Origin of the sequence: Archangium lipolyticum (assembly GCF_024623785.1) — a bacterium.
Classification (GTDB): Bacteria; Myxococcota; Myxococcia; order Myxococcales; family Myxococcaceae; genus Archangium; species Archangium lipolyticum.
In genome coordinates, this window is sequence record NZ_JANKBZ010000009.1 from 194,043 (window position 1) to 218,991 (window position 24,949).

General features: G+C 71.4%; 17 protein-coding genes. 12 read left to right on the plus strand and 5 right to left on the minus strand.

Annotated features, from left to right (window positions below; all coding sequences use genetic code 11):
- Positions 1–7 precede the first annotated feature (7 nt).
- The 5 genes from NR810_RS21170 to NR810_RS21190 all read left to right on the plus strand — a co-directional run bounded on the left by NR810_RS21170 (position 8) and on the right by NR810_RS21190 (position 7,559).
- Positions 8–799, plus strand: coding sequence for an SDR family oxidoreductase (locus NR810_RS21170; protein WP_257454960.1), 792 nt, complete (start codon positions 8–10; stop codon positions 797–799).
- Positions 796–1,527: a lysophospholipid acyltransferase family protein gene (locus tag NR810_RS21175; protein WP_257454962.1), complete on the plus strand. Its 732-nt coding sequence runs from the start codon at positions 796–798 to the stop codon at positions 1,525–1,527. Before NR810_RS21170 ends, NR810_RS21175 begins: the two co-directional genes overlap by 4 nt.
- A gap of 17 nt (positions 1,528–1,544) precedes the next feature.
- Positions 1,545–2,336, plus strand: a complete 792-nt coding sequence (locus NR810_RS21180; protein ID WP_257454964.1) for a PhzF family phenazine biosynthesis protein — start codon at positions 1,545–1,547, stop codon at positions 2,334–2,336.
- A 196-nt stretch (positions 2,337–2,532) separates the two neighbouring features.
- Positions 2,533–3,777: an exonuclease SbcCD subunit D C-terminal domain-containing protein gene (locus NR810_RS21185; protein ID WP_257454966.1), complete on the plus strand. Its 1,245-nt coding sequence runs from the start codon at positions 2,533–2,535 to the stop codon at positions 3,775–3,777.
- On the plus strand, positions 3,774–7,559 hold the full coding sequence (locus NR810_RS21190) for an AAA family ATPase (RefSeq protein ID WP_257454968.1): 3,786 nt from the start codon (positions 3,774–3,776) through the stop codon (positions 7,557–7,559). Before NR810_RS21185 ends, NR810_RS21190 begins: the two co-directional genes overlap by 4 nt.
- A gap of 4 nt (positions 7,560–7,563) precedes the next feature.
- Here NR810_RS21190 and NR810_RS21195 read toward each other — a convergent pair whose 3' ends face one another.
- Entirely contained in the window at positions 7,564–8,502 is a 939-nt protein-coding gene (locus tag NR810_RS21195; protein WP_306818362.1) for a TIGR02266 family protein, read from the minus strand.
- 205 nt (positions 8,503–8,707) lie between these two features.
- On the opposite strand from NR810_RS21195, the gene cglD reads away from it, so the two are divergent.
- The 5 genes from cglD to NR810_RS52170 all read left to right on the plus strand — a co-directional run bounded on the left by cglD (position 8,708) and on the right by NR810_RS52170 (position 19,281).
- On the plus strand, positions 8,708–12,058 hold the full coding sequence (cglD, locus tag NR810_RS21200) for an adventurous gliding motility lipoprotein CglD (protein ID WP_257454970.1): 3,351 nt from the start codon (positions 8,708–8,710) through the stop codon (positions 12,056–12,058).
- A gap of 180 nt (positions 12,059–12,238) precedes the next feature.
- Complete coding sequence (locus tag NR810_RS21205; protein ID WP_257454972.1) at positions 12,239–16,390, plus strand: adenylate/guanylate cyclase domain-containing protein; 4,152 nt, start codon at positions 12,239–12,241, stop codon at positions 16,388–16,390.
- Between the two features lie 50 nt (positions 16,391–16,440).
- Complete coding sequence (locus NR810_RS21210) at positions 16,441–16,716, plus strand: hypothetical protein (protein WP_257454974.1); 276 nt, start codon at positions 16,441–16,443, stop codon at positions 16,714–16,716.
- On the plus strand, positions 16,709–17,926 hold the full coding sequence (locus tag NR810_RS21215) for a YcaO-like family protein (RefSeq protein WP_257454976.1): 1,218 nt from the start codon (positions 16,709–16,711) through the stop codon (positions 17,924–17,926). The genes NR810_RS21210 and NR810_RS21215 overlap by 8 nt, the downstream gene beginning before the upstream one ends.
- Positions 17,923–19,281 carry a TfuA-like protein gene (locus NR810_RS52170; protein WP_326522513.1) on the plus strand — a complete coding sequence of 453 codons (1,359 nt, stop codon included), beginning with the start codon at positions 17,923–17,925 and terminating at the stop codon, positions 19,279–19,281. Before NR810_RS21215 ends, NR810_RS52170 begins: the two co-directional genes overlap by 4 nt.
- On the opposite strand, the gene NR810_RS21230 is transcribed toward NR810_RS52170, so the two are convergent.
- The gene (locus NR810_RS21230) at positions 19,282–19,662 is read right to left on the minus strand and encodes a hypothetical protein (protein WP_257454980.1); all 381 of its coding nucleotides are present in this window, start codon (positions 19,660–19,662) and stop codon (positions 19,282–19,284) included.
- A gap of 136 nt (positions 19,663–19,798) precedes the next feature.
- Here NR810_RS21230 and NR810_RS21235 point away from each other — a divergent pair, with 136 nt between their 5' ends.
- Both NR810_RS21235 and NR810_RS21240 read left to right on the plus strand, forming a co-directional pair.
- Positions 19,799–20,548: a YceI family protein gene (locus NR810_RS21235; RefSeq protein ID WP_257454981.1), complete on the plus strand. Its 750-nt coding sequence runs from the start codon at positions 19,799–19,801 to the stop codon at positions 20,546–20,548.
- Between the two features lie 72 nt (positions 20,549–20,620).
- Positions 20,621–21,622: a c-type cytochrome gene (locus tag NR810_RS21240; protein ID WP_257454984.1), complete on the plus strand. Its 1,002-nt coding sequence runs from the start codon at positions 20,621–20,623 to the stop codon at positions 21,620–21,622.
- A 123-nt stretch (positions 21,623–21,745) separates the two neighbouring features.
- On the opposite strand, the gene NR810_RS21245 is transcribed toward NR810_RS21240, so the two are convergent.
- Genes NR810_RS21245 through NR810_RS21255 form a run of 3 tightly spaced genes read right to left on the minus strand, consistent with a single transcriptional unit; the run spans position 21,746 to position 24,939 of the window.
- Positions 21,746–22,138, minus strand: a complete 393-nt coding sequence (locus tag NR810_RS21245; protein WP_257454986.1) for a DUF2914 domain-containing protein — start codon at positions 22,136–22,138, stop codon at positions 21,746–21,748.
- Between the two features lie 58 nt (positions 22,139–22,196).
- Positions 22,197–23,954, minus strand: a complete 1,758-nt coding sequence (locus NR810_RS21250; protein ID WP_257454988.1) for a M14 family metallopeptidase — start codon at positions 23,952–23,954, stop codon at positions 22,197–22,199.
- A 34-nt stretch (positions 23,955–23,988) separates the two neighbouring features.
- Positions 23,989–24,939 carry an MBL fold metallo-hydrolase gene (locus NR810_RS21255; RefSeq protein WP_257454990.1) on the minus strand — a complete coding sequence of 317 codons (951 nt, stop codon included), beginning with the start codon at positions 24,937–24,939 and terminating at the stop codon, positions 23,989–23,991.
- Between the last annotated feature and the right edge of the window lie 10 nt (positions 24,940–24,949).

Here is a 24,949-nt window from a genome sequence, read left to right on the forward strand (position 1 = left end):
CGGGGTCATGACTGCTCCCGTGGCGCTCATCACCGGCGGCTCGCGAGGCGTGGGCCGCGCCCTCTCCCTGCGACTCGCGAAGGCGGGTTACGACATCGTCTCCACCTACCGGCGAGACGCCGAGGCCGCCGAGGCCCTGGCGAAGGAAGTGGAGGCCCTCGGCCGCCGCTGCCGCACCGTCATCGCCGACCAGCTGGAGCCGGCCAGCCTCCATGCCGCCTTCGACCTGGTGCAGCAGGAGTTCGGCGGGCTGGACGTCTTCGTGGCCAACGCCGCCTCCACCGCCTTCACCCCGCTGATGCAGATGAAGCTCCACCAGATGGACAAGACGTTCAACGTCACGGTGAAGAGCTTCGTCCTGGGCGCCCAGCGCGCCGTGCCGCTGATGGAGGGCCGCAAGGGCCGCATCGTCATGGTGTCCGGCATGGACTCGCGCATGCCGCTGCCCTTCCACGGCTTCCTCGGCGCGATGAAGGGCGCCATGGAGATATTGGTGAAGTACCTGGCCGCCGAGCTGGCCTCCACCGGCATCCGCGTCAACGCCGTCAACCCGGGCTACATCGACACCGACTCCAGCCGCTTCTACATGGGCGACGCCTGGACCGCGCTCGAGGCCAAGGTGAAGGAGAGCGTGCCGGTGGGCTACGTGGCCAGCGCGGATGAGATCGCCAAGACGATCGAATGGCTGTGCTCCGAGGGCTCCTCGTACATCAACGGCCAGACGCTGGTGGTGGATGGGGGACTGGAGGTGAACTACGCCATGCAGTTCGCCAGCGTCCTCACCCAGTCCTCCAAGTGAGATACGCCGCCACGCTCTGGTTCTGGGCCGTCTTCGGGCTCACCGCGGTACCGGGGTTCCTGCTGGGCGTGGTGCTGTGGTTGGTGACGCTGCCGTTCGACCCGGAGCGGCGCGTGCTGCACGCGTACGTGTGCCACTGGTGCTTCCAGTACCTGCGCGCCTGGCCGGGGTGGAGCGCGCGGGTGGAGGGGCGGGAGCTGCTGCCCGAGGGCCCGTGCGTGCTGGTGGCCAACCACCAGTCCATGGCGGACATCCTCGCGGCCATGGGCCTCTTCCACCCCTTCAAGTTCGTCTCCAAGGCCTCGCTCTTCCGGATTCCCCTGCTGGGATGGATGATGAGCCTCCTGCGCTACGTGCGGGTGGAGCGGGGGCGGCCCCAGTCCATGCGCGGGATGCTGGACGTCTGCCGGGCCTGGCTGGGGCGGGGCATGCCGGTGCTCCTCTTTCCGGAGGGCACCTACGGCGAGGCGGGCCGGCTGCTGCCCTTCCGGCGCGGCGCCTTCCGGCTGGCCCAGGAGGCGCGGGTGCCGGTGGTGCCGGTGGTGATTCAGGGCACCACGGACCTGGTGGAGGGCGACGGCCCGTGGATGAACCCCCGCGCGCGCGTGTACGTCCGGGTGCTGCCGCCCGTCCGCCCGGAGGACTTCGGCTCGGACGAGGGGGTGCTCGCCGATCGTGTCCGGGGCCTCTTCCTCCAGGCCCTGGGTTCTCATGACTCCTCGGGTTGAGATAAACACGTCCCCCCATGCCCACGCGCCTGCGGCTCTACCAGGTCGATGCCTTCACTTCCCAGGTCTTCGGCGGCAACCCCGCCGCGGTGTGCCCGCTCGATGCGTGGCTGCCGGACGAGGTGCTCCAGGCCATCGCCTCGGAGAACAACCTCTCGGAGACGGCCTTCGTCCTGCGAGACGAGGTGCGCGGCTGGCAGATCCGCTGGTTCACCCCCACGCAGGAGGTGGACCTGTGCGGTCATGCGACGCTGGCGTCGGCCTACATCCTCTTCACGCGCCTGGCGCCGGGGCTTGAACGGGCGCAGTTCAACTCGCGCTCGGGGCCGCTGGTGGTGACGCAGCTGGAAGGGGACTGGATGGAGATGGATTTCCCGGCCCGGCCGCCCCAGCCGTGCGCGGTGCCGGAGGGGCTCGTCGAGGCCCTGGGCGCCGAGCCGCGGGAGACGCTCCTGTCGCGTGATCTGCTGGCGGTGTTCGACAGCGAGGAGCAGGTGCGGGCGCTGGCGCCGGACATGGCGAAGCTGGCGCAGCTGGACTACTTCGCGGTGACGGCGACGGCGCGAGGCTCGGAGGCGGACTTCGTCTCGCGCTTCTTCGCGCCGCGGGTGGGCGTGCCGGAGGATCCGGTGACGGGCTCGGCGCACTGCACGCTGGTGCCGTACTGGGCGGAGAAGCTGGGCAAGCAGCAGTTGCTGGCGCACCAGGTGTCCCTCCGTGGCGGCGTGCTCCAGTGCGAGGACCGCGGCGAGCGCGTGGGGATCGCCGGACAGGCGGTGCTGTACCTCGAGGGACACATCATCTTGTGACGCCCCCTCTCCCTTTGGGAGAGGGCTGGGGTGAGGGTCTTCCCCTACCGTTCGCTCCGGGTCCTCGGTGTAGGCCCCATTCTCACCGTTGGCACCGTGCCCGGTGGCGTGCACACTGCGCGCCGCCTGAACGTACGAGCAGGCAGCGGAACCCACCGCTTCCGGCTCGTGGCGGACACAGGAGGGGAGCGCACGGATGCGCCTGCTGCACACTTCGGACTGGCACCTCGGGCATACGCTGTACGACACCTCGCGAGAGGCCGAGCACTCGGCCTTCCTCGAGTGGCTGCTCGACACGCTCGAGACGCAGAAGGTCGACGCGCTCCTGGTGGCGGGCGACATCTTCGACACCGCCAACCCCAGCGCCGAGGCCCAGGCCTCCTGGTACCGGTTCGTCGCCCAGGCGCGCCGGCGCTGCCCCCGGCTCGACATCGTCGTCATCGGCGGCAACCACGATTCGGCCGCGCGCCTGGATGCGCCGGATCCCCTCTTCGCCGCGCTCGACGTGCGCGTGGTGGGCGGGCTGCCCAGGTCACGCGGCTCGATGGACCTGGAGCGCCTGCTGGTGCCTGTGAAGGACGCGCAGGGCAAGGTGGGCGCGTGGGTCGCGGCGGTGCCGTACCTGCGGCCCGCGGATCTACCGCTCGTGGCCGAGGAGGTGGGCGACAGGCTCGTCGAGGGCGTGCGCTCCATCTACGCCGAGGTGCTGGAGGGCGCGCGCTCCAGGCGCAAGGCCGGACAGGCCCTCGTGGCCATGGGCCACTGCTACATGGTGGGCACCGAATTGTCCGCGCTCAGCGAGCGCAAGATCCTCGGAGGCAACCAGCACGCCCTCCCGGTGGACCTCTTCCCCGAGGACGTGGCGTACGCGGCGCTCGGGCACCTGCACAAGGCGCAGCGCGTGGGTGGACGCGAGGGCGTGCGCTACAGCGGCTCGCCCCTGCCCCTGTCCCTCTCCGAGGCCAGCTACGCGCACCAGGTGCTGCTGGTGGAGCTGGACGGCGAGTCGCTCTCCTCCGTGAGGCCGCTGCACGTGCCTCGCCGGGTGGAGATCCTCCGGGTGCCCGCGCGCGACGTGGCCACGCTGGATGACGTGGTGCAGCAGCTGGAGGCCCTGCCCGAGCTGGAGGCGGAGACCCCCGATTGGCGCCGCCCCTACCTGGAGGTGTGCGTCGCGCTGCCCCGCCCCGAGCCCGCGCTGCGCCGCCGCGTGGAGGCCGCGCTCGAGGGCAAGGCCGCGCGCCTGGTGAAGCTCACCCCCGCCTATACGGGCACGGGCAACGCGCTCGCGGATGGCCGGCCGGGCCTCTCCCTCAAGGAGCGCACCCCCGAGGACGTCTTCCGCGCCCGCTACGCGCGTGACTACACCGAGCCGCCGGAGCCCGCGCTGTTCGAGGCCTTCCACTCGCTGCTCACCCAGGTGCAGGAGGACGCGTCGTGAGGATTCTCGCCATCCGTGGCCGCAACCTGACGAGCCTCGCGGGCGACTTCGCGCTGGAGCTGGACCAGCCGCCGCTCGACAAGCTGGGGCTGTTCGCCATCACCGGCGCCACGGGCGCGGGCAAGAGCACGCTGCTGGACGCCATGTGCCTCGCCCTCTTCGATCGCACGCCCCGGCTGAGCGATCGCGGAGGCGCGCCGGTGGGCCGTCCGGACGAGGACGAGGAGGCGCGGCTTCAGGCCAACGACGTGCGCGGCATGCTGCGGCGGGGCGCGGGCGAGGGCTTCGCCGAGGTGGACTTCCTGGGCAAGGATGGCAGGCGCTACCGCGCGCGCTGGTCTGTGTGGCGGGCGCGCAACCGCGCCGAGGGCCGCTTCCGTCCCCAGGAGATGAGCCTCACCGACGCGGCCACCCAGCAGACCTTCGGGCGCACCAAGTCCGAGGTGCTCAAGGCCATCGAGGAGCGGCTGGGCCTGTCCTTCGACCAGTTCCGCCGCTCGGCGCTGCTGGCGCAGGGCGAGTTCGCCGCCTTCCTGCGCGCGGATGCCAACGAGCGCGCGGAGCTGCTGGAGCGGATGACGGGGACGGAGGTGTACAGCCGGGTGTCCATGGCCGCGCACCAGCGCCACAAGTCGGCGCAGGAGGAGTTGGACGCGCTGGAGAGGGGCGTGAAGGCCATTCCCCGTCTGCCGGACGAGGAGCGCGCGGCGGTGGAGGAGAGCCGCGCCCGCGAGGAGTCGGCGCTGGTGGAGGCCCGGGCGGTGCAGGCCCGGGCCGAGCAGGCGCTCCTCTGGTACACGGAGCGCTCGCGGCTGGTGGCACAGGAGGCGGATGCGGAACGGGCCCTTCAGGGCGCGGCGGAGGCGCTGCGGGCCGCGGAGCCTCGGAAGGCGGAGCTGGAGCGGGTGCGTGCCGCGGAAGTGTTGCGTGCTCCGCTGAACCGGGCGGACGAGGAGGCGCGGCGCCTGGCGGACGCGGAGTCGGCGCTGACGGCGCGGCGCGCGGAGGCGGAAGCGGCACGGGCCTCGGAGCAGGTGCGCGAGGAGGTGCGGGCGAAGGCGGAGGCGCGGGCGAAGGCGGCGGTGGATGCGGAGGCGGCCGCGCGCCCGGCATTGGAAGAGGCGGTGAAGCTGGACGCGGCGCTCGAGCGCGCGCGGAGCGATGCCCAGGAGGCAACGCGGAAGCTGGACGAGGCCCGGGAGGCCGAGCGGCGGGCCCAGGAGGAGGTGGCGCGGGTGGCGCGGGATGAGTCGTCCGCGCGCTCGGAGGTGGAGTCCGTGCGGACCTGGCTCACCGAGTACGCACGCCTGGAGGCGCTGGCTCGCGAGTGGCCTCGGTGGGACGCGGAGCTCACCCGCTATGGCCGCGCGGCGCGGGAGGAGGCCACGGCCCGCGAGTCGCTCGCGAAGGTGAGTGCCCAGGCTGGCGCGCTGAGCGCGGACGCCGAGCGCCGTCGTGAGGAGCGCCGGAAGGCGGGCGAGTCCGTGCAGGCGGCGGAGGCCACCGTGGCCAGCGCCGAGGCCGCGCTGGGGGTGGATGCCGGTGCGGAGCGGCGGGCCCGGCGGGAGTCGCTGCTGTCGCGGCAGGAGGGGCTGCGGACGCTGACGGAGGCGCGCAAGGGCGCGAGCGAGGCGGCCCGCGCCGAGCAGGAGGCCACCGAGGAAGCCGCGAGTGCCCGTCTGGAGCAGGGCGCCGCGACGGCCGAGGCCGAGGCCGCGAAGGTGCGCCGCATCGAGCGGGAGGCCGCGCTGAAGGAGGCACGGCGGGCGCTCACCGAGGCCCGGGCGACGCTGGACCTCGCGGAGCACCGCGCGGAGCTGCGCGATGGCCACCCCTGCCCGCTCTGTGGTGCCACCGAGCACCCCTACCGCCGCTCCGGCACCGCTCTGGAGGGGCTCGCCACGAAGGCGCGGGAGCGCGTGGAGGCGCTGGAAGGGGAGCTGAAGGCCGCGGTGCAGGAGGAGGCCTCGGCCAGCGCGCGCGCGTCGGCGGCGGGCCCACGTGCGTCCCAGGCGGAGACCCGGCGTGAAGCCGCGGCGAAGCGGCGGCTCCAGCAGCGCGAGGCGTGGAGCCACTCCCGCGCGAAGCTCCCGGGCGCGCTGCCCCCGGAGGACGTGGAGGCGCCGGACGTCGAGGCCTGGCTGGCGTCGGCGCTCGCGGAGGCGAAGGACCAGCTGGCCTCGCTGAAGGCCGAGGAGGAGATGGCGGAGAAGCTGGCCCGCGAGGCGAAGGAGGCCCGGGCCGCGCTGACCGTGGCGCGTGAGCGCCTCGACGCAGTGGAGAAGGTGCTGCGTCAGTCGGAGGAGGCACTGCGCCAGAACACCGAGGCCCAGGCCGCCGCCACCCGGGACGTGGAGCAGGCCACGCGCGTCCGCCAGGAGGTGCTGGCCGGGCTGGCGGCGCCCTTCAAGGACTCGCAGCGCTGGGAGGAGTCGCTGACGGCCGACCCGGCGAGCTTCCGCGCGCGCTGCGCGAAGTGGGTGACGGAGTGGAACACCCGCGAGCAGGCGCTCCGCGAGGCGGAGGCGCGCGTGGCGCAGGCGGAGAAGAACCGGGGTCCCGCGGAGACCCTCGCCAAGGAGCGGAGCTCCCAGGCCGAGCTGTGCGCACGGGAGCTGGCGCGGCTGGAGTCCGCGCTCCAGGAGACGCGGGCCGCGCGCGCGGCGGTGCTCGGAGGGCGTTCCACCGCCGAGGTGCGTGCCGAGCTGAAGCGGGAGTTGGAGGAGTCCTCCCGCCTCTTCGAGTCCGTGCGCACCGACGCCGAGAAGGCGAAACAGCAGGCCGCCGCCGCCGCCGCGCGCGTCGAGGAGGCGGTGCGCGCCCGTGAGTCCGCGAGCGCGGCCAGGGCCGAGGCCGAGGCGGCGCTCTCGTCGCAGCTCTCCGCCCGGGGCCTCACGCTCGAGTCCGTGCGGGCCCTGCTCGCGCGGGATGCCGCCTGGTGCGCGGCCGAGGAAACCGCGCTGACGGCACTCCGCCAGGCGCACGAGCACGCGCTCTCCGTACGCAAGGAGCGCGAGGGCCAGCGCACCCGGCACGAGTCCACTGGCCTCCCGTCCATCGCCGAGGCGGATGCTCCGAAAGCGTGCGAAGACGCCCGCGCGGACACCGAGGCCCGGCGCCAGGCCGCCGCCACCCTGAAGGCCCGGCTCGACCAGGATGACGAGGCCCGCCGCCGTCAGGGCGAGCAGGCCCGGCTCCTGGAGGAGTTGCAGCGCGCCAGCGGCGTGTGGCGCACGCTCAGCGAGCTCATCGGCTCGCACGATGGCCGCAAGTTCAAGGTGTTCGCCCAGAGTCTCACCCTGGATGCGCTCCTGCACCACGCCAACGCGCACCTCGAGGAGCTGGCCCCTCGCTACCGCCTCATGCGCGTGCCGAAGTACGACCTGGACCTCCAGGTGGTGGATCAGGACATGGGCGACGAGGTGCGCGCCGTCTCCAGCCTCTCGGGCGGGGAGAGCTTCCTCGTCTCGCTGGCGCTCGCCCTGGGCCTCGCCTCGCTCTCCTCGGAGACGACCCAGGTGGAGACGCTCTTCATCGACGAGGGCTTCGGCACGCTCGACCCGGAGACCCTGGAGGTGGCCCTGGCCACGCTCGATGCGCTCCAGGCCACCGGCCGGCAGGTGGGCATCATCTCCCACGTGTCGGGACTGGCCGAGCGCATCGGCGTGCAGGTGCGCGTGGTGAAGCAGGGCGCCGGGCGCAGCCGGCTCGTCGTGATGGGCGAGCCGGGACTCCTCGCCTCCCTGGTTCCCGATGCGAGGCCCTCGGCGTCGGTGGGGTAGGGCCTCAGCTCAGCGGGCCGGCCAGGCTCGCCAGGTAGCGGTCCAGCGTCTGGGAGAAGCTGGGGTCGTCGTTGACGAAGGCGAGCCCCACGCCTCCTTTATACGGATCATCCACCACGTGCACCACCAGGGCGTCTCCCTGGAGGCGCTCGCCGTTGGGCAGCTTCACCAGCACCGTCACCACGCTGTCCACGGGCGGGCGGTGCGCCGTGCGCACGAAGAGGCCCCCGTTGGAGATGTTCGTCGCGTGCTCGCGCACGAAGTCCAGCTCCGTGCGGAACTCCATCTCCAGCTTCACCGCGAAGCGGCGGCCCCGGCGCTGCGTGTCGAACGTCTCGTAGACCTGGCCGGCGGGCCTGTCATCCGTCTCCGCCGGCTCGGGTTCAGGCTCGGGCTCGGGAGCGGTGGGCTTCGCGGCCGGCGCGGCCTCCTCGGGCTCGGGGGTGGAGTCCGTCGCGGCCCTGGCCGTGTCTTCGAAGAAGGCGATGGGCACGGAGGCGGGCCCCGGTGGAGGCCCGTCCGGGATGGGCTCGCGCACGGCGAGCTGCTGCAGGTGCCCGTGCAGCACGATGGCCGCCGCCTCGAAGTCCTCCAGGGCGTGCGTGTCCGGCCCGGTGAGCGCGCCCTCGCGGAACGCATCGCGCTGCGCCTTGGGCAGGCGCCACAGCTCCACCAGCGTCCCACCGCTCTGCTGCACCTGCTCCGTCAGCGCCTCCACCGCCGCTCGCGGGTAGCTGGGCACCTCCACCTTCAGCTCCAGCGACGCCTCCGCCTCTCGCAGGGCCACGACGATGCCAGGCGGCTTCGGCGAGGGCAGCAACGCCCCGAGCCCCTCCACCAGCTCCCGCACCCGCTCCGCACGGGCCGAGCCGTTCCACAACGCCGCGAGACCGAACACTGGCACGTCGACGGAGGATAGCCGAGCCTGCCTCCCCTGGGTCATCTATCGTGTATTTCCTGTTAATGGCCGTTCTGCAACCGGACAGCTGCAAATGTTCCAGGCGCCTGGACACCTACCATGCGGGCATCAGTCAACTGGAGACATGCGCCTAGACTCCCACCTCAACAAAGGAGGAGTGCAATCGTAGGCTTCGCGGAATGCAGTCCCCCTCTTACCACCTCCTCACTTCCGCGGGTTTCGATTTGCTATGAGTGTCCCTTCCAGATTCCTTGCGGCCGCTCTGCTCGTGGCCGCTCTCGTTACGGGTTGTCCGGGTCCAGGAGTCGATCCGGGCGAAGATGATGCCGGTCATGTCGACCCCATTCCCACCGACGACGGTGGCACCCCAGACGCCGGTGATGGAGGTTCTCCCGACGGTGGTGGCCAGAATCCCGACCAGGTCGAGATTCCGGTGCCCAGCACTCGCGATCCGAACAACAACAAGATCGACACCGACTGCGACGGCCTGTCGAACGCGGAGGAGTGGGGCAACCTCTACGCGCCGGGCAGCCTGAAGACGAAGCCGGGCGTGCGCGACTCGGACGGCGACGGCCTGCGCGACGGCGTCGAGGTGGGTCGCACCACCAGCAGCTTCAATACGACCGCGGAATGCCTGGCCCTCTTCATCGCCGACGCGGACCCGGCCACCCGGACCAACCCCACCAACCCGGATACGGATGGTGACGGCCTGAAGGACGGCCTGGAGGACACCAACCGCAACGGCAGGAAGGACCCGGGTGAGACGGACCCGGCCAACCCGGACACGGACGGAGATGGTCTGCTGGACGGCGCCGAGGACGCCAACCTCAACGGCGTGCTGGACCTGGGCGAGACCGACCCGCGCCTGCGTGACATGGACGGCGATGGACTCTCGGACAACATCGAGCTGAACGTCACCCGCACCGACCCGCGCAACCCCGACACGGACAACGACACCTGCAAGGACGGCGCGGAGGACATCAACGGCAACGGCCAGAAGGACCCGGGCGATACGGATCCGCTCAACGGCAAGGACTGCGGCACGGGCACCCGGCCGGACTCGGACAACGATGGCCAGCCGGACGACGTCGAGGATCGCAACGGCAACGGCATCGTGGACCCGGGCGAGACCGACAAGAACAACCCCGACACGGACGGTGACGGGCTGAAGGACGGCGTGGAGGACAAGGACCACAACGGCGCGGTGGACTCGGGCGAGTCGAACCCCCTCTCCAAGGACTCGGACTGCGACGGCCTGCTCGATGGCCCCAACCAGGGCACCTTCCTGGGCGAGGACGTCAACGGCAACGGCCTGAAGGATCCGGGTGAGACCGACCCGTCCAAGCGCGACACCGACGGCGACGGCCTGCTGGACGGCGTGGAGCGCGGTGTCACCACCGCCGCGGCTCCCGTCACCAATTGCGGCTACTCCGGCGACCAGGACCCGGGCACCAAGACGGACCCCCTGGACAACGACTCGGACAACGACGGCATCGCCGACGGCGCCGAGGACGCCAACCAGAACGGCCGCAAGGACCCCGGCGAGCTGGACCCGAAGAATGGCGCGGATGGCGCCGTCAACACGCCGGCCGGCCAGGCCTGCTCCGCCAACAACCTGCGGCAGGTGACGTTCCGCGAGGACAGCGGCGGTGACGTCCGCCTGGCGCTCCGCCCCGAGTTCCAGGAGGTGAAGCAGATCGTCGTGAACGGCGGCGGCAAGGGTTTCGTCGGCTATGACGACACCCACAAGGTGGCGTTCATCGCCTTCAAGCGCGGGCAGGCGGGCACCTCGACCACGGCGATCGGTGACGAGGCGTACGTGCGCGGCCTGTTCAATCCGTCGGTGACGTCGACCACGATCACCACCCAGACCTTCACCACCTGGGACAACCACCCGGCGGTGCTGGCCTACTATGACCAGCCCGCGACCACCAACCTGCGCGACTACGCCAACACCATGGCCAACTCGCTCGTCGGTGCGGGCGCTGGCACGCTCACGGGCGGCTCGGGCGTGACCGGTCCGTACAAGATCCAGGCGCAGTACGTGCACCGCTCGAACTCGAGCGTGCTGGTGGTGCTGGCCATCACTCCCGCCAACCGCTTCGTGGAGCCGGGCCTCTTCGTCATGAGCGACACCGCGGGCGGCACGGCGCTGGCCCAGTTCGGTGACGCGGACGCGGTGCAGTGCGAGACCTTCACCACGGGCAACGGCATGGCCGACTTCCTCTTCGTGGTGGACGACAGCGGTTCCATGGAGACGTCCCAGAACGCGCTGGGTCAGGCCGCCACGGCCGTGGCCAACCGGTTGAGCAACTCGCAGCTCGACTGGCGCATCGCCATGGTGAGCTCGTCCTACACCCAGACCGGCTATGGCATCCCCAACGCCGGAGTGTTCCGCGGCTTCACCAACAACATCGATCAGTTCAAGGCGTGGTTGGTGAAGGGCGCCACGTGCCCCGACCCCACCCAGGGGTGCTGGATCGGCATCAGCGGCTCCAGCGACGAGAAGTCCCTGCACAGCGCGCGCGGCGCGGTGGACCACATGACCAATGCCGGCACCGCCGCCGCCCAGAAGTACCGTCCGGGCGCGAAGCTGGTGGTCATCATCCTCACCGACGTGCGTGACACGAACGACAACACGCCCGTCAGCACGTACATCGACTACTTCAAGGGCGCGAACCCCACCGGCCAGCTCATCCAGATGCACGGCATCATCTGCGACCCGGCCGGCGGCGGCGAGTGCTACCCGGGCGAGCCCATCAACGATCAGCGGCACATCGAGGTCATCCAGGCCACGGGCGGTGTCACGGGCAGCATTCGCAGCGCCACGTCCATCCAGAACACCATCAACACCATCATGGACAGCGCGATCGCCTCCTCGGGCTACCGCACGCTCAAGCCGCCCATCGGCGCCTCGGTGCGTGTGGCGGTGGCGTCGGTGAGGGATCCCTCGCAGTGCAACGCGAGCGACCTGCCGCGCAGCCGCGTGAACGGCTTCGACGTGGACGGCGTCAGCCAGGCGCTGGCCTTCTACGGTGCGTGCCGTCCCGCCGCCGCGGGCTCGACGCAGGCCGCCATCTCCTACCGCTACTGGTCCGACCTCACGCCGAACAAGGATGGCAACCCGCCGCCCTGCTCGGGCGACACGGGCTACTACGACCCGACGCAGGCGGACTTCTGCAAGAACAACCTGGTCTGCAACCGGCAGACGAACCGGTGCGAGTGCCCGTCGAACTGCGGTGGCGGGGGCTCTCCGGGCCAGGTGTGCAACACCAGCAAGGACGTGTGCGGCTTCGTCTGCGCGGCGGACTGCGGTGGGGCGTGCGGCAGCTTCCAGCAGTGCAACACCAGCACCTGCTCCTGCCAGTGCGTGGCGAGCGCCACCTGCGCTCCGGGCTTCAAGTTCAACGCCGCCAGCTGCAGCTGCGTCTGCGACACGGCGGCGCTCAACTGCGGCTCCACCTACCAGGCCGACCCGAACTCCTGCTCGTGCGTCTGCAAGGACAACTGCGGTGGCAGCTGCACGGGCAGCACGACGTGCAACATGAGCACCTGCCGCTGCGAGGGGAAGATCGGCTAGCTCGCGTAGGTAGCTGAAGAGCCGGGGCCGGAAGCCGCTGATGTCCCAGCGGCCTCCGGCCCTTGCTTTTTTCGGGGCCGGGTTCTTCCCGGGGCCGCCACTTGCTACGCTTCCAGTCCCCGCGTAGGGGTCCAGCCCAGGCGAAACGAGGTAGCGAGCTCCGTGACCAGTCCCGCACGCATGAAGACCCTCGCGGCCTTCGTGCCAGCCTCGTTGGTGCGTGGGCTCCTCCAGGACCCTTCCCGCCCTCGAGAGGGGGCGCGCACGGACGGGCCGGCGGTGGTCCTGTTCGCCGATCTCTCCGGCTTCACCCAGCTGGCCGAGTCGCTGGAGCGCAAGGGCCCGGAGGGGGCGGAGCGTCTGGCGGGCTGCCTCGACTCCTGCTTCGCGGTGCTGGTCTCCGCCATCCTCGACCATGGCGGGGACGTGCTCCGCTTCGCGGGGGACGCGGTGCTCGCCGCATGGGAGGCCGCGTCCGACGAGGAGCTGCCGCGGATGGCCCACCAGGCGGTACGGGCCGCGATGGAGATGCAGGCCGGGCTCGAGCGGCTCGAGTTTCCCGGAGGTGGGCGGCTGCGGCTGCGGGTGGGCATGGGGGCGGGCGAGGTCCGCTTCTTCGACATCGGCGGCGTGGGCGAGCGCTGGGAGTTCCTGGCCGCCGGGCTCCCGCTGCTGGAGATGGCGCGGGCGGAGGGGCTGGCGCGGCCCGGGGAGATCCTCCTCTCCGCCTCGGCCTGGAGACTGTTGGAGTCACGGGCGCGGGGCGAGCCGCTGCCCGGTGGGGAGTGGCGGCTGCGCTCCGTCGAGCCGCTGCCGCCGTCGCATCCCGGGCCCGCCGAGCCGCCGCCCCACCTGGAGCCACGGCTGCGCGCCTACGTGCCCGAGGTCGTGCGCCGCCGCCTGGAAGCGGGGCACACCCAGTGGCTCGCCGAGTTCCGCAACGTGACGGTGCTGTTCGTGAACCTGACGGACCCGGAGGTGGCGGCGGGGATGCGCCAGGCGGAGTTGCAGCGGGCGTTCCGCGCCATCCAGGAGGCGCTGGCGCAGTACGGGGGCTCGCTCAACCAGGTGGTGGTGGACGACAAGGGCGTGGTGAACGTGGCGGCCTTCGGGCTGCCGCCACTGGCGCACGAGGACGACGCCGCGCGCGCCACCCTGGCGGGCCAGTGCATCCAGGCCTCGCTGCGGGCGCTGGGGGTGGCGCACCGCATCGGCATCACCAGCGGCCGGGTGTTCTGCGGCGTCTACGGCAACGCGCGGCGCCGCGAGTACGTGACGCTGGGCGACGTGGTGAACCAGGCCGCGCGGCTGATGCAGGCGGCGGGGGAGGGGCAGGTGCTGTGCGACGCGGCGACGGCGCGGCTGGCCTCGTCCCGCGTCCGTTTCGAGCCGCTGCCTCCCGTGCGCGTCAAGGGCAAGACGCAACCGCTCGAGGTGTACCGGCCCGAGGAGCGGGTGGTGGCGCGGGACCTGCCCGGGGCGAGCCCGGATGCACCCATGGTGAACCGGGACGTCGAGCGGGGCCACCTGGCCGAGGCGATGCGCGCGCTCGTCGAGGAGGGGAGGGGCGGAGTCGTCTTCATCGAGGGCGAGCCCGGCATCGGCAAGTCCCGGCTGCTGGCCCACCTGCTGCGGGGCGCGGAGCGGGCCGGGCTCACGCCGTGCTTCGGCGCGGGCGAGGCGCTGGAGCCCTCCTCCACCTATCTCGCGTGGCGCGCGCCCCTCTCGCGGCTGCTGGGACTGGAGGGGCTGCCGGACGTCGCCACCCGCACCGCGCGGTTGATGGAGCACCTGCGGCGCTTCCCCGAGGTGCAGGCCTGGGCCCCGCTGCTCAACGCGGTGCTGCCGGTGGCGGTGCCGGACAACGAGGTGCTCCAGTCCATGAGCGGCGCCACCCGCGCCGAGAGCACCCGGGAGCTCGTGGTGCGGCTGCTGCTGGAGGCCGCCGGCTCCCGCCCGTTGCTGCTGGTGCTCGATGACGTGCACTGGATGGATTCCTCCTCCTGGGCGCTGGCGGTGGCGGCGCGGCGGCAGGTGGAGCGGCTGCTGCTCGTCCTCTCCGGGCGGCCCATGGGCGAGAGCGCCCCTCCGGAGTACCGGCTGCTGCGCGAGCAGCCCGAGGCGGTGTTCCTGCCCCTGGAGCGGATGACGCAGGAGCACGTGCTCGACCTGGTGTGCCAGCGGCTGGAGGTGCGGTACCTGCCCCGCGAGGTGGCGGAGCTCATCCGCGAGCGGGCCGAGGGCCACCCCCTCTTCAGCGAGGAGTTCGCCTACGCGGTGCGCGACTCCGGGCTCTTGCGAATCCAGGGCGGCGAGTGCCGGATGGCGGAGCGCGGTGTGCCCCGGGCGCTCGGCCTTCCCGGCACGGTGCAGGGCATCATCACCAGCCGGTTGGATCTGCTCTCGCCGCCGCAGCAGCTCGCCATCAAGGTGGCCAGCATCCTGGGCAGGAGCTTCACCTTCCAGGAGCTCTCCGAGGTGTACCCGGTGGAGGAGGACCGGGCGCTGCTGCCCGTGCACCTGGAGGCGCTCGTCCGCATGGAGCTGGTGGTGGAGGCGCCGCGCGAGGCCGGGCCCGCGTATGCCTTCAAGCACGCCCTCATCCAGGAGGCGGCGTATGCCCTGATGACCTTCGCCCAGCGCAGGTTGCTGCACCAGTCGGCGGCCCTCGCGCTGGAGCGCAGGTGGGCGGTGGACGGCGGGAGCCTCTTCCCGCGTCTGGCCCACCACTGGCGGATGGCGGAGGAGCCGCGCCGGGCGCTGGAGTACCTGGAGCGGGCGGGTGAGGAGGCCTTCGGCAAGGGGGCGTGGCGCGAGGCCATCACCTTCTATACGCAGGCGCGGGAGCTGACGGAGGGGGTGGGGGCGGGCCTGGTGGCGCCCGACGACGTGCGCCGCGCCCGCTGGTGCGCGCGGCTGGGCGAGGCCTTCTATTTCGGCCTGGGTGACCTGGAGCGCAGCCGGAGCTATTTCACGGAGGCGCTGCTGCTGCTGGATCGGCCGCTGCCCTCCTCGCGGGGAGGCTGGCTGGTGCGCGCGGTCCGGGAGTCACTCCGGCAGCTCACCCACGTGGCCGCCCTGCACCGGTTGCGGCCCCGGACGGAGGATGACCGCGAGCGGCTCGCGCTGGCGGCACGCATCACCTCCCTGGTGGGCCGCGAGCGCTCCATGTCCCTGGACACGCTGGGCTGGTTCACCGCCGCGCTCGCCGCCATCAACGACGCCGAGGCCGCGCGCCAGCCGGTGCCCGCTTCCCAGGCCTACTCCGGACTGGGCTCGCTGGCCGGCATGGCCCGGTTGCACCCGCTCGCCCGGCGCTACTTCCTGCGGGCCCGCCACACGCCGGACTCCTCTCACGTCGCCTATGGCGACTACCTCGAGGGCTCCTACCTGCTGGGCTTCGGCCGCTGGGAGGAGGCCTTCGGCCGGGCCGAGCACTGTCTGGACATCGCCCGGTGGATGAACGACCGCGTCAGCGCGGAGCTGGGCTACACGGTGATGGCGCTGGGCACGGACCTCAGTGGCGAGCCCGCCGCCGCGCAGCGCTTGCGCGAGGCCCAGCTGGAGGCGGCGCGCGCGGCGAGGAACCTGCAACTCCAGGTGTGGACGCTCACGGATCTGGCCTCGACGCTCTTGTGTCTGGGACGGCTGACCGAGGCCCAGGCGCGGCTGTCCGAGGTGGAGCTGATGCTCTCGGGCAACGTGCTGCCGCTGCTGCTCGTGCACTTCAGCGGCATCCGCGCGCTCGCCGCGCTGAGGGCCGGAGATCTCACCCGGGCGCGGGCCGAGTCGCGGCAGGCGCTGGGGTTGATGAGCAAGAAGCTGGCGTCGAGCCTCATCATGCTCCCCTCGTACTCGGGGTTGGCGGAGACGTGCCTGGCGTTGTGGGAGGAGGCACGGCGCACGGCGGCTCCCGAGACGCGGGAGTGGTCCGCTCGCGCGGCGGAGGCGTGCCGGGCGTTGAGGAGCCTGGCGCGCATGTTCCCCGTGGTGGGGACGAGGGCCCTGCGCCTGGAGGGCGTGTGGCTGTCGCTCGCGGGCAGGCCGTCGCGCGCCGCCAGCCGCTTGCGCCGCGCGCTGGCCGTGGCCCGGAGATACGGGATGCCCTACGACGAGGGGCTGGCCCATTACGAGCTCGCTCGCGCCCTGTTGGACCCGGCGCTTCGGACCCGGCACCTCGTCGAGGCGCGCGCACTCTTCACCCGGCTGGGGTGCGCCCATCATCTGAGGGCGACGGAGACGTTGGCTCTCCAACTCGGACTCGGTGGCGCGCTCACCGCGAGCGAGGCGGCGAGCCGTGAGGATTTGACCCGCACGGGAAGTGGTGGCTAGCCTTTCCCCCAAGCCGCCTCCACGTGGAGTCGCGGCCGTGAGGGGGAACAATGAAAGAGCTGCAGATCGTCGGGGATGACGGACAGGTGTACCGGATGTCGGGGACTCCGGAGCGCATGAGCGTGGCGTCAGACCCCAATCCGAAGCCCACACAGCCGCCCAAGCCCACGCAACCGCCCACGCCGGAGAAGCCCGGGCCAGGCCCCGGTGAGCGCGAGCCCGATACCGACACGCCTCCGGCGGTTCCCATCGTCGTCCCGACGAGCAAGGCGGGTTACCGGACGTCGGGACAGGGCCGTCCCTCGCACTCCGGCACGAATGGTTGAGACACCCAAGCGATTCCAGGCGGGAACCCACCGCCTGGTGTCGCCCGAGGAGACGGTGGCGCGGCTGCGCCCCCTCCTGCCTGTGATGGGCATCACCCGGGTGGCCAACGTCACCGGGCTGGACACCATCGGCATTCCGGTGGTGATGGTGTGTCGGCCCAACTCGCGCTCGCTGGCGGTCTCCCAGGGCAAGGGGTTGGACCTGGCGTGCGCGGAAGCCTCCGGGCTGATGGAGTCGGTGGAGTCCTACCACGCCGAGCGCATCACCTCGCCGCTCAAGCTCGCCAGCCATGACGAGCTGCGCTTCACCCATGCGCTGGCGGATGTCTCCGCGCTTCCCCGCTCGTCGCTGGGCGCCTTCCATCCCCGGCTCCGGCTGATGTGGATCGAGGGGCAGGACCTGCTGAGGGACATGCCGGTCTGGGTGCCCTTCGAGCTGGTGCACACCAACTACACGCTCCCGTTCCCACCCGGCAGCGGCGCGTTCCTGCCGAGCTCCAACGGGCTCGCCTCGGGCAACCACCGCCTGGAAGCCATCAGCCACGGCCTGTGCGAGGTGGTGGAGCGCGATGCGACCTCGCTCTGGCTGAAGCGGGACGCTGAGGGACGGCGGCGCACGCGGGTGGCGCTGGAGACGGTGGACGACGCGGCGTGCCGGCAGGTGCTGGAGCGGTACGAGCGCGCCGGAATCGAGGTGGGCGTCTGGGAGATGACCTCGGACGTGGGAATCGCGGCCTTCTTCTGCGCCATCGTCGACAAGGCCCAGGAGTCGCTCCGGCCGTCCTGCGCCGCGAGCGGCATGGGCTGTCACCCGGCGCGTGGGGTGGCGCTGCTGCGGGCCCTCACCGAGGCGGCCCAGAGCCGGTTGACGATCATCGCGGGCTCGCGGGACGACATGGACTCGCGGCTCTACCAGAACGCGCGGGAGGCGGAGTGGCCCCGGCGCCTGCGTGACTGGATGGGAGAGGAGGGCCCGCGGCGGAGCTTCCGGGACGCGCCCGACGGGGCGGGCCAGTCGTTGGACGAGGACCTGGCCTGGGAGCTGGAGCGCCTGCGCGCCGTCGGCATCACCGAGGTGGTGGTGGTGGACCTGACCCGGCCCGAGTTCCAGATACCGGTGGTGCGCGTGGTGGTGCCCGGGTTGGAGGCGCTCTCCACGCTGCCGGGGTACGTGCCGGGCGCCCGTGCGCGCGGCGGGAGGTGGACGTGAAGGTCTTCGTGTTCACCGGGCCCACGCTCTCCGAGGAGGACGTGCGGCGCGAGCTCGACGCCACGTGCCTGCCGCCAGCGGCCCAGGGGGACGTGTACCGGGTCTCGCTCGAGCGGCCGGGGGCCATCGGCATCATCGATGGCTACTTCGAGCGGGTGCCCTCCGTCTGGCACAAGGAGATCCTCTGGGCGCTGAGCCAGGGCATCCACATCTTCGGGAGTGCCAGCATGGGGGCGCTACGGGCCGCGGAGCTCGCGCCCTTCGGGATGGAGGGGGTGGGCACCATCTATGAGGCGTTCCGGAGCGGTGAGCTGCGGGACGACGACGAGGTGGCGGTGACGCACGGTGCCGCCGAGGATGGATACCGCGTGCTCACCGAGGCGATGGTGAACATCCGGGGCACGCTGCGGCGCGCGGAGGAGGAGGGGGTACTCCGTCCGGCGACGAGGGCCGGGCTGGAGCGGATGGCCAAGAGTCTCTTCTACGCCGAGCGGGCCTGGCCGACGCTCCTGGCGGGCGCGAGGCGCGAGGGCCTGCCGGAGGACGAGGTGGCGGCGCTGCGCGCCTGGCTGCCCCGGGGACGCGTCGACCAGAAGCGGGAGGACGCGCTGGCGATGTTGCGGGTCATTCGCGAGCGGCTGGCGGAGGAGCCGGGACCGAAGCAGGTGCGCTTCACCTTCGAGCACACCGATGCCTGGGAGGAGATGCGGCATCGCGCGGCCCGGCTTCCGCTGGGAGGCCGTGGAGACGGGCCGGGGATGGAGGAGGCGCTGCTCGAGGAGCTCCGCCTGTCCGGGAACTACGCGCGGGCGGCCCGGGGCGCGCTGGGGCGTGCGCTGGCGCTGGAGGAGGCGCGGCGTCAGGGGCGGCGGAGCGACGAGGCGTCCCTGGGCCGCGCCGAGCTGGACCTCCGCCGCGAGCACGGTGTCCTCACGCCGGAGGGGCTCACCCGGTGGCTCGAGGAGAACGGGGTGGAGGACTTCCAGCGCCTCCTGCGTGACGAGGCGGACGTGCGCTGGGTGCACGACGTCCTCGGGTTGGAGCTGGAGCGCTGCCTGCCGGACCACCTGCGGGTCTCCGGCGAGTACGCGGCCCTGGTGGCCCGTGCGCGTGACAAGCTGCGAGTCCTCGGTGCGCACGAGCCGGAGGGCGCGGAGCCCGGGATGACGGAGGAGGCGCTGTGGCGCTGGTACTTCGTCACGCACCTCGGCCGCCCGGTGCCGGACGACCTGGAGCACTACGCGCGCACCGCTGGCTTCGGGGAGGTGCGGTCGCTGCGGCGGGCCGTGCGGCGGGAGCTGCTGTACGCGCGCCGGCGGATGGAGGAGGGGCCGGAGTCCTCCGGCGGCGCGTAGTCACTGGATGCAGGTGATCTGCTCGTTCTGCACGGCACAACCCTGACAGGTCTGCGCCGTCCAGGTGCCCGAGGTGCAGCGCAGCGCCTCATCCGGGTTGCCCACCGCGCACTGGCCCTTGTTCTCGCTCGTGGCCGGGCAGGCATCGCCCGCCTGTGCGCGCGAGAAGTCACACGTCAGGCTGCCATTGCTCTCGGTGCAGCCGCTCGGGCCGCTGCAGGGAATGGCGCGGAGCTTGCCGCTCTCGCACCACAGGGCCTCGGAGGTGCTGCTGCAGGTGGCGCTGTTGTCCGGAGCGCAGTCGTCACCCGCCTCCATCTTTCCACAGGCGGTGAGGGCGAGGGACGCGAGCAGGGTGACAAGGGAGGGAAGAGCCTTCACGCGAGGAGCTCCAGTCGTGGGTGGGGGAACGCGGTGGGCACGGTAGCAGCGCCCTCCGCGCGGCCAGAGCACATCCGGCGCCGATGTTAGAGTCGCGTGCCTCTGTTTGACACTCATCCCCAACACGGAGCCTTCCATGCGGAGCCGATTCTCCCTCTTCCTGTCCGCGACGCTGCTCGGCGCGGCCGCCCTTTCTGGTTGTGGCACCACCCCCACCGAGGACCGGGAGCGCATCACCTTCCCCGCTCGCGGTGACTTTCCCGGCGGCACCAGTGGCTTGGAGTCCCTGTCGCCCGGCACGCGCACCTACGCGCTCGACACGGACCTGGAGAAGAGCCACCTCTACGTGCAGATCTTCACCGCCTCGCTCGGGCACGACCACGTGGTGCGCGCCACGGATTGGGCGGGCACGGTGCGGTTCGACCCCTCCAACCTGTCTGGCTGCTCGGTGGAGGTGACGGTCCAGGTGGAGGGGTTGGATCCGGAGCGTGACGAGATGCGCGACCTCACCGGCCAGGACCGTGTCCCCGAGGGCGACCGGGAGTCGATCCGCGAGAACCTCCGGGCGGAGGATCAGCTGGATCTGGCCAGGCACAAGACGATCCAGTTCACCTCCAGGTCCTGCACCCTCACCGGAGAGCGGGGCGAGGGCGGACACCCGGTGGTGGAGGTGACAGGCGACATGACGATGCGGGGCGCGACCCACGAGGTGAAGCTGCCGCTGGAGGTGGCGGTGGACGATCAGCGGGTGGCCGCACGCGGGGTGCTGACGACCCGCCACACGGAGTTCGGCTTCGAGCCGTATTCGATGGCGGCGGGGCTCTTCAAGAACAAGGACGAGCTCTTCTTCGTCATCGACGTGCGCGGGCAGCGCGCGGCCCCGTGAGCCGGGCCGGGGGGATGGGTCGAGACCGGGAATTCAGCTAAAAAGGGCCATTCCCCCCCGTAGAGGATGTGAATGATGAAGAAGGTCGTCGTGGCGGGTCTCGCCGTGCTCTTGCTGGTGGTGCTGGGTGCGGCGGGCTTCGTGCTGGGAGTGATGCCGCGGTCGCGCCCGGCCTCGACCCGGAAGGTGGAGGCCACCCCGGAGAAGGTCGCGCGGGGCCGCTACCTCGCGGAGAACGTCTTCGTCTGCTTCCACTGCCACTCGCAATCGGACATGAGCCTCTTCGGGACGCCCTCGAAGCCCGGCACCCTGGGCGGTGGAGGCCAGTGCTTGAGCCCGGAGATGGGCTTCCCCGGCACGATGTGCATGTCCAACATCACGCCGGATGCCGAGACGGGTCTGGGCCAGTGGAGCGATGGAGAGATCATCCGCGCCATCCGCGAGGGCGTGAGCCGGGATGGCCGGGCGCTGATGCCGATCATGCCCTACCGCCTCTACCGGGAGATGTCCGACGAGGACGCGGAGGCACTCGTGGCGTACTTGAGGTCCATTCCGGCCATCCGCAATCCCCTGGCGAAGACGCGGCTCGACTTCCCGATGAACGTCCTCATCCGCTTTTCGCCCGAGCCCCTGGAGACGGCCGTCACCGCGCCGGCGCGCTCGGACACGGTGGCCTACGGCCGGTACCTGACCACCGTGGGAGGTTGCGTGGACTGCCACACGCCCACCGACGAGAAGCGCGAGCCGCTGCCAGGAAAGCACTTCGCCGGAGGCCAGGTGTTCGGGCTGGAGAACGACGCCCTGGTGCGCAGCTCGAACCTCACTCCGCACGAGACGGGAATCGGGGGGCTGAGCCGGGGCACCTTCATCGCGCTCTTCAAGCGCCACGCGCTGCCCGAGGCGCGGCGCCAGGTCGCCCCGGAGCGCAACACGGTGATGGCCTGGCTGGCCTACGCGGGGATGACGGAGGAGGACCTGGGCGCCATCTACGACTACCTGAAGACGCTGCCCCCGGTGGACAACGACGTCCTGCCGTGGAGCACCCCGCCTGTCGTGGCGCCCGCCACTCCGTGAACCGAGCCGAGGAGCCGCGTGTGGTGGTGAGCGCGGACTCGGGCTCGCTGTCTGTCTTTCGGGTGAGCGGCAAGCGAGGGGCACCGGGTGGGGTACACCCGGTGCTCGATCGCGCCCGTGGGGTCAGCCGGAGACTTCGGCCTTGAAGGAGGCCGAGCCAAGCTCCGCGCCATCGGCACCGACCACCTTCACGGTCCAGGAGCCGGAGTCACCCGCGCGGAAGGTGCGGTAGGCGTGGGTGCGGTAGGACGCGCGAGGCACCTTCAGCTCCGTCTTGGAGACCTCCTGGCCGTCCTTGGACCAGACGACGGTCACGGTGCCGACTTCCGCACCAGTGAGCTTCGTGGCGGCGTAGATACGGGTGTTCGGGGCGACGGTGAAGCTGTCGGAGGCGCCGGTGATCTCATACTTCTCGATGCCGGTACCGACCTTCACCTCGGCGGTGCCAGCGGCGAAGGCGGAGGTGGTGAGCAGCAGGAAGGGCAGCAGGTACTTCATCCAGGCGTTCTTGGACATGGTGTCTCCTCGGGTGAGGGACACCGACGCTAATCCAGGCCCCTGACGCGTCGAGCTTTCAACGAACTGGTTGGAGCCCCACGGGAGTCGAGTCCGTGCGGAAGACGGGGTAGAGGTTGAGGCGCGTGTCGTTGGCCGGGTGGCGCTCGTAGAAGAAGCGCAGGCGGGCGCGGGGGTTGCTGGCGAACTCCTTGTTCTTCAGCTTCTCCTCCCAGGCGGCCTTGACGGCGGGGTCCTTCGCCAGCAGCTCGCGGGCGAAGGGCTCCAGGATGTAGTCCTCGACGTACTCCTTCTGCTCGAAGTGGTTGTTGAAGAAGCCCCAGGAGAGCAGGGAGTCCGGTCCGAGCGGCTCGAGCAGGTGCGCCACCAGGGGCGCGCTCTTCTGCGCCGCCGGCACGTAGAGCGTGCCCTTGGGGAGCGGTTGGGTGTCCTTCTTCCAGTCGCCCTTCACGGAGAGCACCTGGTGGCCCTCGACGGAGGCGGGGCGGAGCTTCGCCTCGGTGGCGCGGAACACCTCCACCTGGGCCGAGGGCACATCCTGGCCGAGCCGCTGGAAGCGCAGGCCGTGCGTGGTCAGCTTCTCCGCCACCCAGGCAGCGTGCGCCGGGGGAATCAGGTAGCCGCCGGTGGGCAGCGTGGCGGTGAGGCCCGGGCGCAGCTCCTCGTAGTAGGGAATCGTCCACACCTGCGGCTTCGTGTCGTCGTAGCGGATCCACGGCTGGCCGGACACCTCGGAGGGCATGCGCTCGTAGGCGTAGCCGCGGAAGGAGATGGGGCGGCTCTTCTCGGTGTTCTCCCAGAGGAGCACCACCTCGCGGACCTTGCCGGACTCTGCCTCGGCGTCAGCGGCCTTCCGCGCGGCCATCAGCGTCTGGCCGTCCCGGGCGACGAGCCGCAGCAGGCCCTCCAGCACGTGACGCGTGGTGGCCACGCGGTGGGCGTAGGGCTTCCAGGAGTGCGTCTCCACGAGGATTCCGTAGCGCCGGTTCACCGCCCAGTACGGGTGGCTGAAGCGCGGGGGAGACACGCCGTAGCTCACGCCGGAGGCGGGGTCATCGTTCTCCCGGAAGGAGGGGTAGAAGGCGAGGGGCAGGTGGCCCTTGGACTCCAACTCGGTGAAGAGCTCCTCGCGCAGCTTCGTGCCCAACGTGCGCAGGGCCTCGGGGCCCGTCTTCTGCGGCTCCATCTGCACGCTCACGTCGTGCTCGAATTTGGCGCCATCCGTGACGTGCAGGTCCACGTAGAAGAGGGGGTCCCAGGAGTGCAGCAGCTTCAGCACCGCGACCATCTCCGGGGCATCCGCCTTCACGTAGTCGCGGTTGAGGTTGAGGTTCTGCCCGGTGACGCGCCAGCCCATCTCCTCGGGGCCCACCTGGTTGGGGCGGTTGTTGGGGCCGAAGCGCTCGTGGCCATCCACGTTGAAGACGGGCAGGAAGACGGCCGTCACCTGCTTGAGCGCGCCCGGCAGTGCCTTGCCGTCGAGCATGTCCCTGAGCAGCCAGAAGCCGGCGTCCTTGCCGTCGATCTCCCCGGCGTGGATGCCGCCCTGGAAGAAGACGACGGGGCGGCCCTTCTTCGCGGCGGCGGCGGGAGTGAGGGTGCCATCCGCGCTCGCGACGAGCACGAGCATGGGACGGCCCTCGGGCGTGGTGGCGAAGGTGTCGCAGCGCACCTTGCCGGGGTAGCGCTTGGGGAAGGCGCGGCAGAGCGACTCCACCTCCGCGTAGCGGCCGGTGCGGATCCATCCGCTCTGCTCGGCGACGGTGGTGAGGGGGGCCTGACTGAGAGCGAGTGTGAGGAGTACGGGCAGGAGCATGGCGGCCCCTACTGAGCACACCGCCCGTCCTCGCTCAACCCCGACGAGCCGCGTCGTGGCGGACGGTGAGGCTCTCGCCCACGGCGAGCACGTGGAGCGGCTCGCGCGGAAGCTGGCGGCGGTTCCACTCGGCGTCCAGCCGCTGGGGCGGCTCGTCCAGGGGCTCGTCGGTGAGCTTGAAGGTGCCCCAGTGCATGGCGAGGAATCGCCGCGCCCCGAGGTCCTCGTAGGCCTGCACCGCCTGCTCGGGGTTCATGTGTTGCTTCTCCATGAACCAGCCCGGGTCATACGCGCCAATGGGCAGCATGGCCGCGTCCAGCCCGGGGAAGCGCTGGCCTATCTCCTTGAAGCCGTCGAAGTACGCGGTGTCCCCCGAGTGGTAGACGCGCGCGCTGGAACCCTCGACGACGAAGCCGCCCCAGAGCGTCTCGTTGGTGTCGTTGAGGCTCCGGCGGCTCCAGTGCTGCGAGGGGACGAAGTGCACCGTCACCGGGCCTACCTTCGTGGAGCCCCACCAGTCGAGCTCGGTGGCCGGAGGCGAGCCGTTGCGGAAGTAGTGCGCCACCCCGAGCCCCGTGATGACGGGTGCGCCCACGCGTAGGACGGTGGGCATGTCCAGGTGGTCGTAGTGGTTGTGGGACACCAGCGAGGCGGCGATGGGGGGCAGCTTCTCCATCGGGACGCCCGGGGCCACGTTGCGGCGGATGAAGCCGGTGATGGTGTCGCGCAGCGCGGGGTCGATGAGGAGCGATACGCCGTCGAGCTGCACCAGCCAGCTCGCGTGGCCCAGCCAGGTCAGGCGCGCGCCCTCGCCGGGCGCGGGCGGAGTGGCGAGCACGGTGAGGTCCGGCTCCACGCGGCGCACCGGGGCGTGTTCCGGGCTCTTGCGGCGCCTGCCCGCCAGCTTGTCTCCGACGGCCCATTTGAAGACGGTGCCGAACGGATGCGGGCCACTGCCGTCCAGGTTCTTGAATCGTACCGCCATGAGGCTCTCC

What these genes read in the sequence shown, in the direction of transcription:
- cglD (WP_257454970.1), top strand. Translation starts at nt 8,708, where the DNA reads ATGAGTGTCCCTTCCAGATTCCTTGCGGCCGCTCTGCTCGTGGCCGCT.
- NR810_RS21180 (WP_257454964.1), top strand. Translation starts at nt 1,545, where the DNA reads ATGCCCACGCGCCTGCGGCTCTACCAGGTCGATGCCTTCACTTCCCAG.
- NR810_RS21235 (WP_257454981.1), top strand. Translation starts at nt 19,799, where the DNA reads ATGCGGAGCCGATTCTCCCTCTTCCTGTCCGCGACGCTGCTCGGCGCG.
- NR810_RS21245 (WP_257454986.1), bottom strand. Translation starts at nt 22,138, where the DNA reads ATGTCCAAGAACGCCTGGATGAAGTACCTGCTGCCCTTCCTGCTGCTC.
- NR810_RS21250 (WP_257454988.1), bottom strand. Translation starts at nt 23,954, where the DNA reads ATGCTCCTGCCCGTACTCCTCACACTCGCTCTCAGTCAGGCCCCCCTC.
- NR810_RS21240 (WP_257454984.1), top strand. Translation starts at nt 20,621, where the DNA reads ATGATGAAGAAGGTCGTCGTGGCGGGTCTCGCCGTGCTCTTGCTGGTG.
- NR810_RS21195 (WP_306818362.1), bottom strand. Translation starts at nt 8,502, where the DNA reads ATGACCCAGGGGAGGCAGGCTCGGCTATCCTCCGTCGACGTGCCAGTG.
- NR810_RS21215 (WP_257454976.1), top strand. Translation starts at nt 16,709, where the DNA reads ATGGTTGAGACACCCAAGCGATTCCAGGCGGGAACCCACCGCCTGGTG.
- NR810_RS21185 (WP_257454966.1), top strand. Translation starts at nt 2,533, where the DNA reads ATGCGCCTGCTGCACACTTCGGACTGGCACCTCGGGCATACGCTGTAC.
- NR810_RS21170 (WP_257454960.1), top strand. Translation starts at nt 8, where the DNA reads ATGACTGCTCCCGTGGCGCTCATCACCGGCGGCTCGCGAGGCGTGGGC.
- NR810_RS21255 (WP_257454990.1), bottom strand. Translation starts at nt 24,939, where the DNA reads ATGGCGGTACGATTCAAGAACCTGGACGGCAGTGGCCCGCATCCGTTC.
- NR810_RS21210 (WP_257454974.1), top strand. Translation starts at nt 16,441, where the DNA reads ATGAAAGAGCTGCAGATCGTCGGGGATGACGGACAGGTGTACCGGATG.
- NR810_RS21205 (WP_257454972.1), top strand. Translation starts at nt 12,239, where the DNA reads ATGAAGACCCTCGCGGCCTTCGTGCCAGCCTCGTTGGTGCGTGGGCTC.